We start from the raw sequence: 15,584 nt of genomic DNA on the forward strand, positions 1-15,584 counted from the left end.
CGGCAGACGCGGATGAGCGGCGTGGGAATTCGTCGCAAAAGGCGGGCGAGTCCCCCGCCCGTCCAGTCATCCGGCGTGCCAGCTTCGTGGATGTGCCGGTGATTGAGCCGAGTTCATATGGGACGGAGACCATGCGTGCCTCGGGCGGACCACGATTTGGCTGGGCCGGTCAGGGGGCAGTGCCGAGGGATCCCCAATTGATGTCGCCATGGCTGAGTGGGGAGTCGAAACTATCCCCAGCAGTGCGTGTTGCTTGGGGCAGCCGATCTCGATGGGTGCCGGTCGTGGTAAGCAAGCGCCACCCTTCGCCACCCTTCCCGTGGATGCCGCCGGGAGCCAAGGTGCTGGTTCGGATCAGCCGTTGACCTGCCGGGGCCTACGGGCCCGGCTCACGCAGGAGGCTCGCGATGGCACTGGCACAGTGGACGGACCCGGTGGAGTGGTTGGCCACCACGGCGCTAGACCCTCAAGCTTGCAAGCACGACTGGCGACGTGGGAGCACCAGCATCCACCTTCGGCCGCCGGACGCCTTTGGGACGTGCTGATCGTTCCCACCTGTCTGGGATTGCGCACAGCCGATATTCTCGATGACCCTTCTCAGGACAGTACCGGACCCGTTCTTCTGGACGACCGGCGACAACGGACCGGTTTCTTCGTTTCTGTGGACGCTGCCCCCCCTCGGGGTGGGCTCCGCTGTGCGGCATCTGAGTAAGGATGGATGGATCGCTGCCCCTGCCCCGCACAGCCGCTGGGGCGCCCTGCGCTGGCTCACACCTCCCGACGGCAGCGGCGTACTGAACTCGCCTGTGACGGTGAAGCTTGCGCTCCAGCGCGCGGTGGAGGAACTGGCCTGTGTTCATAGCGGGTCGCATCACACCAACGAATCAACTGTTCATGGGTGTCCGTACCGTAAGCCAAGAGTAAGGGATCGATGGGCTGCCTGACGGGCCCGTCTACACGCGATCACAATGCGGTGTGGGGCGCGCTCAACAGTGGACCCTGAAGGACGCGTTATCAACCGAGTTGGCTGATTGCAAGTGTCCGCTGAAATGGCCGCCACAATGATGAGTGAGCCTGCCACGTAGGTCCACTGAGCGTCTCGCTTCGCACCTGCCGTCCGAGACCAAAGCTTCTCCATCCAGCGGATCCAAATCACTCACTGAAATGACTATCTCTACAAGTGGCGGACCGACTAGTTTCAGCCTCCCATGGAGCCGAAACCGCACCAGGAGGGGCCTGGTCGGGCTGGGAGGCCACTGCTCGATTGCCGCGAGGGCGGCCGGACTACCCGCGAGCAACCCAACCAGCACGGTTCCATGCCACACTGTTCAAGGAGGTGATCACCGCGGACCATGTTCGGCTAACCCACTGTCACTCTGGGATTCTGCCCGGATCGTCAATTTCGTGGTTGTCTTGGCGAAGCGAAGGCGGCGCTCCCCGTTGACGTGGGAAAGTGGCCGACGGGCGTGGGTGGCCCGCAAGGTTGTGGGGCCCATCCCCGCCAGTGCGGGAAGTATCCTTCAGGGATGAACTGAATGTAGTTCAGGAGACCGTCCTTGGGGTGCGGGGATGGTGCCCTGCATACAGCTGAGGCTGATGCGGCTCCGCGGTCCTTCGTCGTGGACGGGCGTCCTGACTTCCTATGGGAGGGGGCATAAGAAGGGCGCATATCCGGCGATGAATCTCAGCACCGCCGAGTTGGAGTCAGTCATCTTACTTCAGGAATCACTCGACATATGCCTACCAAGTGTTCAAGCGTCCGGCCAGGACCTGGTGGCTGCATCAGTTCCACTGCAACAATTGCGTGAAAGCCGAGGATGTTGCGCTCTCCTGAAAAGACCGGTCAACAAGCCTTCATGCCATTGAGGTTTTTCAGCTTGGCCACTGATCGGGGGGCGGGGTTGGGGCCCACAAGGTACGAGGCTCCCGTGCTGTTGAGGGAGGTGTTCGAAGTCTCAACCCGTCGGCACAGGAGCCTCGTTGGTTCCCTGTCCTGCCGCATTCGATCTGCCTCAGGCGCTCGTCGAGTGGGTCACCATGCTCATCGTCACCCGCGAGGGTGACCGCCGCTGCAAGCTCCCGCCGCACCAGCGTGCCCTGGTCGGGCTGGTGTACCTGCGTCGGCACGACACCCTCATGCAGATCGCGGCCGGTTTCGGCATCTCCGTGGGCACCGCCCACGCCTGCACGACAGCCGTCATCGGCCTGCTCGCCGACCGCGCACCCGGCCTGCTGCGCGTTCTGCGCGAGGCCGACCCCGACTACGTCCTGCTCGATGGCAGCCTCGCGGAATGCGACCGGGTCGGCGACGGCCGGGCCGACTACTCTCACAAGCGCCGTCGGCACGGGGTGAACGTGCAGGTGGTGAACGATCCGGCGGCGCGGCTGCTGTGGCTGTCGCCCGGCGCTGCCCGGCCGTGCCCACGACTTGACCGCGGCCCGCACCCACCGGATCATCCGGACCTCTGAGCGCCGGGGCGTCCCCGTGCTCGCCGACCGCGATTACCTGGGTGCCGGGCCATGGGTGACCACACCGGTCAGGCGCCCGCCGGGTGGCGACTTGTCGCTCACCCAGTGCACGGTCAACCGCGGGCTCTCCGCTGCACGGGCACCGGTGGAGCGGGGCGTGGCCCGCCTGAAGTCCTGGCGCATCGTCCGCAAAGCCCGGTGCAGCCCGAATCGAGTGACGTCAGTATGTGCCGCCGTCCTCACCCTGGAGCGTCAGTACTGAAAAGGCTCACTGAGCCTCTTTCATCCCGTGTTTGCGCAGATCAGGAGGGCGTGTACGGCGCGGACTATGCGGCTGAGACGGTTGGTTGAGCAGCGTGCCCTTCGGAGTAGGCGCCAGGACTTGAGCTGGGCGAAGGCGCGTTCACCAGATGCGCGCAGGCGGGCGTGGTCGCGGTTGTACTGCTGGTGGCGCTCGGGTAGTTCGCGGTGTCCGTAGTACGGGGTGCGGACGGTGGCGCCGGCGCCCTGGTAGGCGCGGTCGGCCCAGGATGAGAATCTGCCGGGTCAGGCAGGCTTGGATGATGCCGTGGGCACGGGCCGCGGTCAGGTCGTGGGTCCGTCCAGGCGTTGCCCGGGAGAACCACAGCGGGGTTCCGTCCGGCGTGGTGATGACCTGGACGTTCATGCCGTGCTTCTTGTGCTTTTGCGAGTAGTACGGCTCATCCGCCCGGATGCGGTCGATGGGAATCAGCGCCCGTCGATGATGACGAAGTCACCTTCGCCCAGGCCGACGAGGGCCTCGTGTAGGCCCGGTGCCCAAGCGGCCAGGACCTCGACGGTCTCGTCCACGTATCGCCACGCCGTCGCCTCCGACACCCCGAACCCGGCCGCGACCTGGGCGAGCGTCTCGTTCTTGCGTAGGTGGGCCAGGGCCAGCAGAGCCTGCTTGAAGCAACCCAGCTTCCGCCAGGGCGAGTTCAGTTCACGCCTTCGGGCGTAGATGAGCCAGGAGACATACTCGACCAGCTCATACGGGACGACGGGCATGGAAGGATACGGAACCAACAGAGCCCCTCGGCCGCCGGTGTGATGAGTGAGATCACCACGCCAACGACGAGGGACTCTGCCACGTCACCACTACCGCTGACCAGCTCATTTCACTCTCACGGCACGGGATGAAAGAGGCTCACTGTCTGACGGACAGTGGAACATCAGCTGGGCGTAGGCAGGCAGATCCGAGCGTGCACCTGAGTGTCAGACGTTGACGCCGTGCGAGCGCAGGTAGGCGACGGGGTCGATGTCGGAACCGTACTCCGGCGAGGTGCGGGCCTCGAAGTGCAGATGCGGTCCGGTGACGTTGCCGGTCGCGCCGGACAGGCCGATCCGCTGACCGGGGGTGACGGCCTGGCCCACCGAGACGCCGATGGACGACAGGTGGCCGTACTGGGTGTACGTGTCGTCGTTCATCTTGATCACTATCTGATTGCCGTACGACCCGCCCCAGCCGGCCTCCACCACGGTGCCGGCGCCGACGGCGTGCACGGAGGTGCCGCTCGCGGCGTGGAAGTCGACACCGGTGTGGCTGCCGGAGGACCACAGGGAGCCGCTGGCCTGGTAGCCGGTGGAGATGTACGAGCCGGAGATGGGGGCGCCATAGGACAGCAGGCGCATGCGCTCGGCCTCGCGGGCAGCGTGCTGCTCGGCCTCGCGCACCTGCTCGCCCTTCTCGACAGCGCTCGCGCGCGCCACATCCTCGACCGTCTTCTTCCTTGCCGCGGCCTCCTCGGCCGCCTGCTCCTGGGTTGTGGCCTGGGCCTCGACGCGGTTGGCCATGGAGCCGCCGTTGATGACAGTGGGAACGAAGCCGGCCTGGTCCACACCAGACTGGGCCGCCAGCGCCACGGCGGCCAGGGATCCTAATACGCCTGTGGCAGTGAGAGCGGCGACACCCGCCGCACGGGTGGACGTGCGCTCGATCCGATTGGGACGACGGTGCTTTCCCACGGGCCGACTCACGCTGGAATGCGCAGATGACGAGTCGACCGCGTCCAACGCAGGAAGTGTAGATGGACTTAAACTTGGACGTAGTACAGCTTGGTCGGGGAAGTGCAATGAAGCTTGCAGGTCTCCATGGGGCTTGCCTATGGGCGACGGCGGAGCGATTCCGCCAACGTGACCGGAGTAGTTCGAATACCAGGGATGCCGAGACTTTCGAGCCGCTGGGAGGGCAGGAGTGGTCTGTGCATCTCCAGGATAAGATCGCCAACGGGCCGAACTATCTGACTGGTGAACTCCTCCGGAATACCAAGATCCCTGCTCTCTATACATTGCCACCTCATCGTGTTCTACGGTCCGAGCCACCAAGGTGCGTCTATGGCCACTCGACTGTTCCATGGCCTCTCAGGAGAGCACGACGCCGAATGCAGGGGCTACTAAAGATCGCGACAACTCTTCCAACCGTGGCATGGTCTGAATGTGTCACCTTCTTGAGCAGCTTGAGTGGTCGGCGAGTGGGCACACACTCCGTCTTCGGTGCGTGTCCTCCTGAATGAAGTGCACGAGGCCCCGAAGCGGTTGGAGTCGTCGAACCACACCTGGCGTGCGAACTCCCGGCCCGGCATGGCGGGTCCGATCCGCAGGCGCAGGCGCTCTTCCTCCTGATGTACGGCTACCGAATCGACGCTGCCATCCTCCAGCGAAAGGCCCGGGATTCAACGGCGTGTACATTCTCCGCAGCTGACTCGAATCCCCCGGACAACCGCCGCACGGTCGGCTGCCAGAGCACCGACGCATCGCGAGCGGGCCGCCGGCGGGACGGAAGTGGGCAGCATGCGGCCCACCTCACCGGCTGGTGATGCGCCACCACGCCCCATCCGCTCCCGACCGGACGGCCGTGCCAATCACAGCGCCGTACTGTCACGGCAGCTGTAGTTCTTGATCGTTGGCGTGTTCGTGCTGGTCAACGGGGGTGCGGGGGCGGCCGAGGGTAGGGGGACGGCCACCGTGATCATGAGCGTTTGTGACGACGATCAAGGAACAGGTGGCCGTGGAGGCCACGATAGCCGGGCAGGAGTGGACGGCCGCGTTCGGGGCGGTGATGGCCGAGGTCGCTGACTGCTTCCCGCGCCGGGAACCGCGCCTGCTGGCGCGGGAGATGACCGAGGGCATGCTGATGGAGCTCGATACGCGCAACTGCTGGACGCTCGGCGAGGCGCTGGGGCACTCGGGCCCGCACCGGCTGCAGCACTTCCTCTCCCGTGGTGTGTGGGACCACGATCTGGCCCGCGACCGGCTCATGACCTGGGCGGCCGGTGAACTCGCGGACGACCAGGCGGTGTTGATCGTGGACGAGACCGGTGATGAGAAGTCCTCGACCGACTGCGTGGGAGCGGCCCACCAGTACTCCGGGGCGCTCGGCGGTATCGGTCTGTGCCAGGTCTCCGTCCACCTCACCTACGCCTCGGTAAGCGGGCACACGCTGATCGACCGCGCCCTCTACCTGGGCGCCGGGTGGGCCGCCGACGAGGAACGCCGCCTGCTCACCCACGTCCCCGACGAGACCCTGTTCGCCACCAAGCCACAGCTCGCGGCCGCCATGCTGCAGCGTGTACGTGCCCTGGGGATACCGGCCCGCTGGCTGGCCGGCGACGAGGTGTACGGCGGTCGCGAGCTGCGACGGCATGCACGGGCACTCGGCCTCGACTACGCCCTCGCGGTCCGCGCCGACCACCGCGTCACCACCCCAGCCGGCCGCTTCACCGCCACCGAACTCGCCGCCCGCTTACCCCGCCGCACCTGGATGCGCATGCGTACCGGCCACGGGACCAAGGGCGACCGTCACTACGACTGGGCCATGATCGGCGTCCTCGCCGACGACACCCCCGAAAGCGCCGGGCCGGGCCACTCCTACCTGCTGGTGCGCCACCACCGCTACACCCGCGAACTCTCCTTCTACCGCTGCCACTCCGCAACCGCGGTCACCATGGCCACCCTGGTCGATGTGGTGTGCTGCAGATGGAAAATCGAAGAGGACTTCCAGGCCGGAAAATCCGACTGCGGCCTGGACGAGGGCCAGACCACCTGCTGGAACTCCTGGATGCGCTGGAGCCTGATCAGCATGCTCGCCGCAGCCATCCTGGCCGTCACCCAAGCCCGCGCCGCCGCCCAGACACCCAGCGGCCCACTCGCCCCCTCAAGCACCCGCGAGCTGCTGCGACTCCTACGCGCCACCGCCCTGCGCCCTCCCCGCCGCGACCTGGAGCACCTCCTGCACTGGTCCGCATGGCGCCGCCACCATCAACAGCAAGCCACCGAAGCCCACCGCCGCTGGAACAACATCACCGCCGCAGCAACCACCTGACCAGCAACAATGACCAACCGATCAAGAACTACAGCTGCCGTGACTGTCCCACCTGCGCTCTCCGGCCACCGACAGTCCCACCTGAGCACAGCGCGATCGGTGCCCGCAGCAGGTGACAGCGAGAATCCCTTGTCGGGAGCAGAATCACAGGTAGACACTTCAACCCGCGATGACGTGTGGGGCACGGTCTGCGGTGCTGGCCGCCAACGGTCCGGCAGTACCGAGGCAAGCCCTGCCGCCTGGCCTTTCCAGAGTAGTCAACGCAACTGTCCTCTACCCGACAGCACGCGACGTAGGCGCCGTCCACAAACACAGGCTCAACATCCTGACGGTCTCGCCTACTCTCCGCCAGCGCTCACCAATCAAGGGGCGCCCAGCGCTCAAGGGAGCTGGTGTCGTCGCTGCCTGAGATGCCACGCGAAGCGTGTACTTGGCTGGTGAACAGATCAATCCAGACGACGGCTAAAGGCGATAGCAGGTCTCGGTGTTAGCCGACTCCCGTCAGCCTCTATCCGACTCGGTCACGCACGCGTGGGGCCCGCCGCTCGCGAGGAGGAAGCGACGGGCTCCAACGCATTAGCCCAGAGAGCCGGATACCCCTGGTGCCTATGTGTAAGAGTAAAAAGCATCCGCATTATGACGGCGATGGTCGGCGTTCCCGATCAGCGGCGACCGTCACGACGTCATCCGACTGCCGTCCCTGCCGGACAGGATTACAGCCGTTGCCTACCGTTTCGGCCAGCACCGTCGGTGGAGGACGCGCTGCAGGCCGAACCGCGATGACGACGCGCACGGGCGGCGTCTGCTGTGGAAGCTGCGTAGAGCTGAGCATTGTCTGATGAGGCCCTCTGGCGCACGATGTGCGCCACTAGACGCGCTATTTTTATCCCCGACTCAGCCGGAAGAACACATCAGAATACTCCTGCACCCAATGAATTCCCTGGACCTGAGACAAGAAGTTGCAAGAAGGAAAGTGACCGTGCCCAGCGGTCAGGAATGGTGCGCTGGAGGTCCGTGCGCTCACCTTTTGCTCAGGGCTCCACGTATGGCGAGCGGGTGCTCCGGTGAAGGCGATCAACGGACACCTCCACTAAAACGAGCAACATCGACTGGATAGCAAGTGGAAGTATTTGCTTTAATTCCCAGAGAAAATTTGACACTCGTTTCGAGTTCACGTGCGACGCCCAAGTGTTCCATTGGCAGGAGGTGCATTTAGGATTGAAGGGCCGCCGCCTCCGGACAGTGACGTGAGGTCACCTACTGCCCGCTCAGCCTTGAGGATCTTGGACGCCTCTTGGACCGGTAACCGATTGGGTGAGATTTCACCCAATTCGGGAACTCGATGCCTCAACTCCTGGATCCTCGACCCTGATGCACCCGGGATACCTTCACTGCTGCCACGCAGGATCTCAGACAAGGCAAGCCAGGGATGGCCACCCGGCGAATTGCGGTACGATCCGCGCATGGCTCAGAAAGTTGTGACTGTCTACACGGACGACCTCACGGGCACGGAATCCGACGAGGTGTCGACGCACCGGTTCTCACTCAATGGCGTTGAGTACGAGATTGACCTCACACCGGAGAACTATGACAAACTGGACGCAGCGCTGCGCCCGTTCATCGAAAGGGGCCGCAAGATCGGGCGGGCCAAGTACGCAGGCCGCGCACGCAAGGAAACTGTGTCCGGTCCCAGCGCCGAAGAGGTCCGAGCGTGGGCACGGGCGAACGGCCACGAGGTAAACGTTCGGGGCCGTGTACCCAGGGAGATCCGGGAAGCCTTCGAAGCGGCGCACTGAATTCACTCTGCCCGGACCACCGTAGGCAGCCAGGCACACGGCACACTGAGCGCCGTGTGCCTGTTCGCTGTTCCCGGCTAGGCCCGAGGCGCACTTCCAAGGGGTAACAACCCCGTCGATTTCGCCCCACCGCATGGTCCCGCCACCATTCAAGCGCGAACCTTCGCCAACCTGTTTGAGAAGCCAGCCGAAATGCCGAAGTCCGGTTGCGACGCAGCGGTTCCCGCCACCGTCGTGGCTCCCGCCACCGTCATGGTTCGGCGTCGTGGCGCAGGGGCGCCGAGGTGGCCTCCTTGCCTCTGACGCCGGCGTCGATCGATTCCCCTCTCATGCCGCCGCGACCCATACCGCACACTGCCGCCCGATCGCGCAGCCGCCATCGGTCAATGACTCTCAGCCACAGTGGCGATTGCTGGGCCGTGGAGCACTCTGGCGCGGAGGGTGTACATGCGATGTAGGCCCTGCCAGCAGGTATAGCGCCGTCGGAGAGGCACACCCATCCGCAGCGCAAGGGTCTGTGCATGCGTCACGTACGCCTTCGTCGTCTCGTCGAAATCTAAAAGAATGCTGCGCGCGACCGCCCAGGAAGGTCAGTCCGAGCATTCGAGTGTGATGATGAACAGACGTAAGGATCAATGAGCGATGCGGCTCACCGCCAAACCGCGGTAAGTATGCACGGCTTACGCTTGCCTACCGAAAGCCAGTCCGCTAAGTATTTGGACAAACAAGCCTCAAGACGGACTCGCTTCGCATAGAAGGATAATTTAATGAAAAGAAGCAGAGAGTCAAAATTTGTGATTGCCGCGACAAGCGGCTTAATCACATTTGGAGCAACTGTTGGTGCCAGCCATCCAGCGCTAGCGGCCGATGACCCCGGACTCGCATCAGGAAACAGGATTGAATTACCAGTCAATGCACCGATCAACATCTGCGGAAACACCCTGACCGCACTAGGGTACCTGAACTCGACGAGTGGAATTTCCTGTACCAAGAAGCCGTCCACTTCCACGAGAGCCGTTACCCCTACAATCGTCCCTGTGCCCCTCATTGATCCAATCGTGGGTGCCGCGGCCGCCTCAGGCACCGCTTTGGGTGCCGCAGGGGCAGCTGCGTGCCGCCGCAGAGCGGTACGGACCTCACTCCCCCTCCGCAACAATGGATGGGCACAGGCGGACTGACATAGGGAAGCACCTGACAATTTGGTCCGGATGGAAGCTCACACGTCCATCCGGACCAACAGCAGGCACTCGGACGGGCTGCTCCTGCGATACCTGCTCACGCCGTTCCGGACTATGGCGTCCCTTCAGCGGTAGCAGAAAGTTGCTCCGAAACTCCGAGCGTCGGCTCTGGATGATACGCAGCCGGATGAGTTACCCGCAGGCCAGAGCGGTCGCGATAGCCGAGTGTTCGTCCAACGCCATACTCGATGCCGCGACCGGCGAGTTCAAGGAGTGCGAGCGCATCGTTTCCGACGCCCTCCACTCCCACGTTGAGAACATCACGCAACTGTTGGTTTCGCCTGTGCATGAGGAGTCCGGCGCCAGTGCCAACCGCAGGAGCGAGGCACACGGCATCATCGTCATGGGTCCCAGTGATCGAGCGCCTCGTCGACGCGCCGCTCGATGTTGCCCGGCTGAGCACCACTTACCGCTCACGAGGAGCACCCGCCTGCCGAACTCACAGCTCCTTATGGCCCGCGGCAAGAGAGCGTGCGCCAGGGATCATGAGGGCGCTGGGCAAGTTGGGAGCGGACGGCGTGTGCATGCGAGAGGCATGGATCAGGCGTGACATTAACCAGGCAACGAACTGGCCGCCCGCCTTGACAGCGGTGTTAGGCATCGCCTGCCAACCTCCGACGCCGCGAGGCTCGGCATGGCAGTCCTCGGCCACCGGCCTGTTCTGAAGTACTGGCGGCATGCACTGACCCAGGCGCTGTCCACGCTGGGGCAGCAACGGACAGTGATTCTCGATGGCATCCTCCACCAACGACCGCGCCCGATGGCTCCGTGACCAAAGTGATAAAGGCCCCGCAGCACGTGCCACCGTCTCCACTTTCCAACGGATGCTAAATACGCGATACAACCGATGGAAGTCGTGATCCTTTAACGCAAGCACGTCAGCCGAACAGGCATGTCCATCCCGTCCCTATGAGATCCATCGCATGAGCAGTGCTGTGTCCTTCATCTACTTAGATGAGCGCAAAAGGTACATTACTGCATAGCCGCTAAGCGACCGGATCCCACCTTCAATTCCAGGTCAACTGCCGCCAGTGGGAACAGAGTTGGGTCTGCACACATATCCTCAAGAGGCACTTCCATTCCGATAGGGCTTGAGGAAAGGAGTGGTGTGTGCTCCCCTGGCAAGGCGGCGGTGCAACATCGCCTCTGTATCTGGTCGCGCATCGAAGCGAGGGGGCGATGCGCATCTGCGGCTGCAGTGACCGCGTGAACTGATCATTCCACGGCTTCAAGGAACGTTGACGTCATACCACTGTGACGTTCTTCCGGTTCCGACATCAGAGGAGGGCGCAGTGACGGCACGCCACAAGAAGAAACGTAAGGAATTATTAGGAATGGGCGTACTGCTGGCGCCCATTTCCACGGGGCTGATGTTGGCCGCCGCAACCGGTGCACACTCGGAGGAACTCAACGCGCAACAACCGGCGCCTGCACGGGAGGAACCGCAGATACGGCAAGGCTTGGCGCAGGGATCTCCACAGGCGATCCAGGAAATGGAGCAGTGGAATCAAGCACTTGCACACGCGTTGGCACAAGCGCCGCCGGACGAGAAGGAGAGACTGGAGAAGACTCCACCGCAGGAATGGCAAGGGTGGGCACATCTCTCACCGAGGGAAAAGCAAATGTTGGCGCAGCTTCCCCCAGCGGAAAGGAAGGAGCTGAGGCAGCTGCAGCAGACACCTCCGCAGCCACCCCAGCAGGCCCCAAAGCCCGGCGCCGAGGCAGGCCAACAAGCACCACAACCCAACCCGGTGTCCGCTCCCCAATCCCCACAACCCGCGCCCGAGGCCAACGCGACGCCCACCGACGGTGGCTCGCGTGTGGCGGCTGCGAAGTATGTAGGCAAGGGCAGTGACGAGTTCGCCGCACACAACGTTGGACGGTCAGTAACCGACCCACGTGACGCTTTTTTCATTCACTACAAGGGCAATCCCGTCATCAGCGGCCACAATCTGTACGCCCCCAGTCCTGTGAAAGCAAACGGCACCTGGAACGTGTACTTCGGAGGTTGGCTGGCTCAGACCGACTTCGACGCCATCTATATGGCAACGACCGGTGACGACACGCTGACCAACGGCTTCTCTGCGACAAGGGAGGTCATCGGGCACGGCGTCTACCAGCACGTCAACGACCCAACCGTTGTTAAGCGCGATTCCGGCTGGGTCATGGCGATGACCACGAAGCCCATGGATACGGCCGACCAGTGCTCGGTCGTGACTTCCACCGACGGTGTGAACTGGCCACAGCTGTCGGACCGGAGCCGGGAAGTGTCATTCACCGGAGCCAGCGTGGCCAATTGTGCTCGACCGTCACTGAACTGGAACGCGAGCTACGGCAATGGCGTCGGCCGATGGGAGATGTACTTCGACGGCACTGTCAACGGCGGCCCTCACCAGCAGCACCTGGCCGTCTCCACCGAAGCCGTTCCGAAGAACTTCACATACGTCGCTCCGGTCGGGCCCTTCGTCGACGCTGACATCCGCCTTGTGAACGGGCAATACATCGCCGCCTATCGGCCCATCAATGGCCCGTCAGATTGGCGAATCCATTACGCCACCAGCCACGACGGTGTCCACTTCACCGAGCATGGTGAGCTACTGGCCCCTGACCCGCTGGCGTCATATGACGACTGCGGCGTCACCAACCCGGGATGGGCCATCAATGAACGCGGGCTGATCACGGCCGTTATGTACGGCGGCACTGCCAGCTGCAACTACAACACACACAAACTGGGCGTCGCCCTCCCGCAGGCTGCGGCCAGCTTGTACACCGGCGCTATCGGCCACGCTCACAGACAGGCCCTCGGCGCCACCGTGCAACGTATCGACACTCACGGGCAAACGACGGTCGACCGAATCCAGGTGGTCGACCGACCCGGGGCGGCACCCCGTATCGACCAAGCCGTCGCCGGCTCCCGCGGGGACGCCTGGTCAGTCGGATGACGCCTGCCCGCACTAGTACTGCAACGGTGCTTGTCGTGACTGCTGGGCAGGTTCATGGGCTGTGTCCGCGTCGCTTGTAGTGGCTGATGCGGGCTTGGTGTTGGCGTCGTCGACGCCAGTGTGACCAGTGCAGGATGTGGTCGACAGGGACGGGCCGGCGGTCGGTGAGGCGGGTGATCAGTCGTCTGATCTCGGCAAGGCTGAGGTGGATGAGCTGGGAGGATCCGTTTGTGCTTTGTCGGTGTCCAGCTGTCGGGCTCGCAGGATGGTCAGGCAGGCGTGGGCGGCCATGGCCAGGGTCATGTGGCGGTGCCAGCCGGTGTAGCGGCGGACCTGGTAGTCGTCCAGGCCGCATTCCTGTTTCGCGCTCTGGAAGCATTCCTCGATGGCCCACCTGCTGCCCGCGAGGCGGATCAGGTCGTCGAGGGTGGTTTCGGTGGGGCAGTAGGCGATGTAGTAGGAGACTTCCCCAGGCCGGCTGACGCTGCGGCGGGCGATGACCCAGTGGCGGCGATCGGGCCGGTGCCAGGGCCGCACCTCGACGCGCGCCCAGTCGTAGATCCGCAGACCGTGGGCCCCGGTGCCGCAGGATCGGCGCTTCCACTTCTGCCGGGGCAGGCCGTTGAACAGGTCGTGGACGGGGTGGTCGATCGCCCAGCGGCTCCCGACGGTGTCGTGCCGGGTGGTGGCCATGACGTGGAAGATGTCGGCCTGCTCCAGTTCGAAGCGCCAGCCCTTGGAAAAGCCGTAGGCGGCATCGGCAGTCACCCACCGAAACGGGATCCGGTCCGCGATCGCGCGACGGACCATCGCCTTCGCCATGGCCACCTTCGTCTCGAAGACGACGTCGTCACCGATGCCGGCCCGGCGGCACCGCTCGCGGTCCTCCATCCAGGACGTCGGCAGATACAGCCGTCGGTCGATCAGTGTCCGTCCACGGGGGGTCGCATAGGCGAGGAAGACGCCAATCTGGCAGTTCTCCGTCCGCCCGGCGGTGCCGGAGTACTGCCGCTGCACCCCGGCCGACCGCATGCCCTTCTTCAGCAAGCCCGTGTCGTCCACGATCAGGACGGCCTCACGGTCACCGAGGTGCTCGACGACGTAGTCACGCACGTCATCGAGTACCTCGTCGGCGTCCCACTCGATCCGGTTCAGCATCCGGTGGATGCGGTCCGGGCCTCAATGACCGGCCTGTTCGGCCAGCGTCCAGCCGTTCTTCCGCCCCAACGGCGCGACCAGCCCGCGCATATAGGCCAGCGCCGACTCTCTCGGCTCTGACGCGTAAATAGGTCCAGGTCAGGGTGGGTCTGGGCAGGGCTGGGTGCCCGGTGGTCGTCGCGGCCGCCGGGCGCTTGGTCATGGGTGGTCAGGCTGCGCCTTCGATCGGGTTGAGGGTGACGGTGTAGCCGAGCTGGTTGAGTGAGGTGATCGCTCGGCGGGTGGCGCGTTCGGGGTCGCGTTGGGTGAAATAGGTGCCGCCGAGTTCCTGGTAGGGGACGTGGTCGGTGAGCATGTGCCAGATCGCGGTGATGATCGAGTGCTCGACCGCGACCAGGGCCCGCAGCGGACCGCGGCGGGCGGTCAGCCGCTTGTAACGGGCCTGCAGATAGGTGTTTTTGGTTCTCACCGCGCCGAACGCTGCCAGGCCGAGGGCGCCCTTGAGGTAGGGGTTGCCGGGGCGGACCTTGGTGGTTTTGGTGCGGCCGGCGGACTCGTTGTGGCCGGGGCAGACACCCGCCCAGGAGGCGAGATGTTTGGCGGAGGTGAACCGGCTCATGTCGCCGCCGGTCTCCGCGATGATCACCTCGGCGACTGCCTGGTTGATCCCGGGGATGGTGTCGAGCAGGTCGAGGGCTGGGCGAAAGGGGGCCATCGCCTCCTCGATCCGCGCGGTGAGCCGGTCGATCGCATCGGTGAGCTGGTCGTACTGGTCCAGATACAGCCGGGCCAGGAACGCGTGGTGGTCACGGAAGCGGCCGGTCAGGGCCTCGGTGAGCTCGGGGATCTTGTTGCGGAGCCGGCGCTTGGCCATCTCCGCGAGGAGCTGCGGGTCACGCTCCCCGGCGATCAGGGCTTCGAGCATGGCCCGGCCGGAGACGCCCATGATGTCGGAGGCGACCGCGGCGAGCTTGATGCCGGTGTCCTCCAGCAGCTTCTCCAGCCGCTGGACGAGCTGGCCGCGCTCACGGGTCATCTGGGTGCGGGCCCGGGTCAGATCCCGTAGTTCGCGCACCGGCTGCTCGGGCACGAACGAGGCGCGCACCAGGCCGTGGGCGCCGAGCTGGGCCAGCCAGGCCGCATCCGAGACATCGGTCTTGCGGCCGGGCAGGTTCTTGACCTGCCGGGCGTTGACCAGGATCACGTTCAAGCCTTCGGCCAGCACGTAGTAGTAGGGCTTCCAGTAGTCCGACGTCGCCTCGATGACCACGAGGGTGACGTTCGCGGCGAGCAGGTGATCGCGCAGGGCCAGGACCGCGTGCGTCGTCGATCCCCACGTCGTGGTCTCGTTGGTGAACGAGCCCCGGCGCTTCGTGCTCGGCGTGCGGACACACGCCTTCGCGTCCTTCTTGCTGATGTCCAGCCCCGCGCAGCGTTCATGCAGCACGTCCACGGATCCCACTCCCTCCCCGGCGCCCAGTGCATTGCACGCCGTTCCGGGAGGGCCAGGGTGAAACAGGAATTCTGACGCTCGTGCTCACAGCAACACTCCACGGTGCCCGTGGAAGGCCCCCAGTACCACGCTGACCTGCGAGCTCACCGGCATCACAGAGGCATCGGTCTCGGCCGGAACGAACCC

The 15,584-nt window shown here is 64.5% G+C and carries 6 protein-coding genes and 3 pseudogenes; 5 read left to right on the forward strand and 4 right to left on the reverse strand.

The features are described from left to right. The first annotated feature begins 1,980 nt into the window (after window positions 1-1,980). Window positions 1,981-2,731: pseudogene (locus ABIE67_RS02575) on the forward strand (transposase family protein). Window positions 2,732-2,751: 20 nt separating this feature from the next. Here the strand turns inward: ABIE67_RS02575 and ABIE67_RS02580 are convergent. Both ABIE67_RS02580 and ABIE67_RS02585 read right to left on the reverse strand, forming a co-directional pair. Next, window positions 2,752-3,557 (reverse strand): annotated as a pseudogene (locus tag ABIE67_RS02580) (transposase family protein). 148 nt (window positions 3,558-3,705) lie between these two features. Continuing rightward, entirely contained in the window at window positions 3,706-4,467 is a 762-nt protein-coding gene (locus tag ABIE67_RS02585; RefSeq protein ID WP_370268085.1) for a M23 family metallopeptidase, read from the reverse strand. Between the two features lie 1,003 nt (window positions 4,468-5,470). Here ABIE67_RS02585 and ABIE67_RS02590 point away from each other — a divergent pair. From ABIE67_RS02590 to ABIE67_RS02605, 4 genes are all read left to right on the forward strand, one after another. Beyond that, window positions 5,471-6,811, forward strand: coding sequence for an IS701 family transposase (locus ABIE67_RS02590; RefSeq protein ID WP_370252599.1), 1,341 nt, complete (start codon window positions 5,471-5,473; stop codon window positions 6,809-6,811). Window positions 6,812-8,274: 1,463 nt separating this feature from the next. Beyond that, window positions 8,275-8,607 (forward strand): Lsr2 family protein, encoded by a 333-nt coding sequence (locus ABIE67_RS02595; RefSeq protein ID WP_370252601.1) that lies wholly within the window; start codon window positions 8,275-8,277, stop codon window positions 8,605-8,607. Window positions 8,608-9,374: 767 nt separating this feature from the next. Then, a complete protein-coding gene (locus tag ABIE67_RS02600) occupies window positions 9,375-9,785 on the forward strand; it encodes a chaplin (RefSeq protein WP_370252603.1) in 411 nt (136 codons plus the stop codon). Window positions 9,786-11,137: 1,352 nt separating this feature from the next. After that, window positions 11,138-12,787 (forward strand): hypothetical protein, encoded by a 1,650-nt coding sequence (locus ABIE67_RS02605; protein ID WP_370252605.1) that lies wholly within the window; start codon window positions 11,138-11,140, stop codon window positions 12,785-12,787. Between the two features lie 177 nt (window positions 12,788-12,964). Here the strand turns inward: ABIE67_RS02605 and ABIE67_RS02610 are convergent. Beyond that, window positions 12,965-14,074, reverse strand: a pseudogene (locus tag ABIE67_RS02610) (IS701 family transposase). 79 nt (window positions 14,075-14,153) lie between these two features. Further along, window positions 14,154-15,398 (reverse strand): IS110 family transposase, encoded by a 1,245-nt coding sequence (locus ABIE67_RS02615; RefSeq protein ID WP_370252085.1) that lies wholly within the window; start codon window positions 15,396-15,398, stop codon window positions 14,154-14,156. Window positions 15,399-15,584: the final 186 nt, after the last annotated feature.

The sequence above is a fragment of the Streptomyces sp. V4I8 genome (genome assembly GCF_041261225.1).
Classification (GTDB): Bacteria; Actinomycetota; Actinomycetes; order Streptomycetales; family Streptomycetaceae; genus Streptomyces.

Excerpts from the sequence above, each read along its gene's own strand:
- ABIE67_RS02600 (WP_370252603.1), top strand. The coding sequence starts at position 9,375 with ATGAAAAGAAGCAGAGAGTCAAAATTTGTGATTGCCGCGACAAGCGGC.
- ABIE67_RS02595 (WP_370252601.1), top strand. The coding sequence starts at position 8,275 with ATGGCTCAGAAAGTTGTGACTGTCTACACGGACGACCTCACGGGCACG.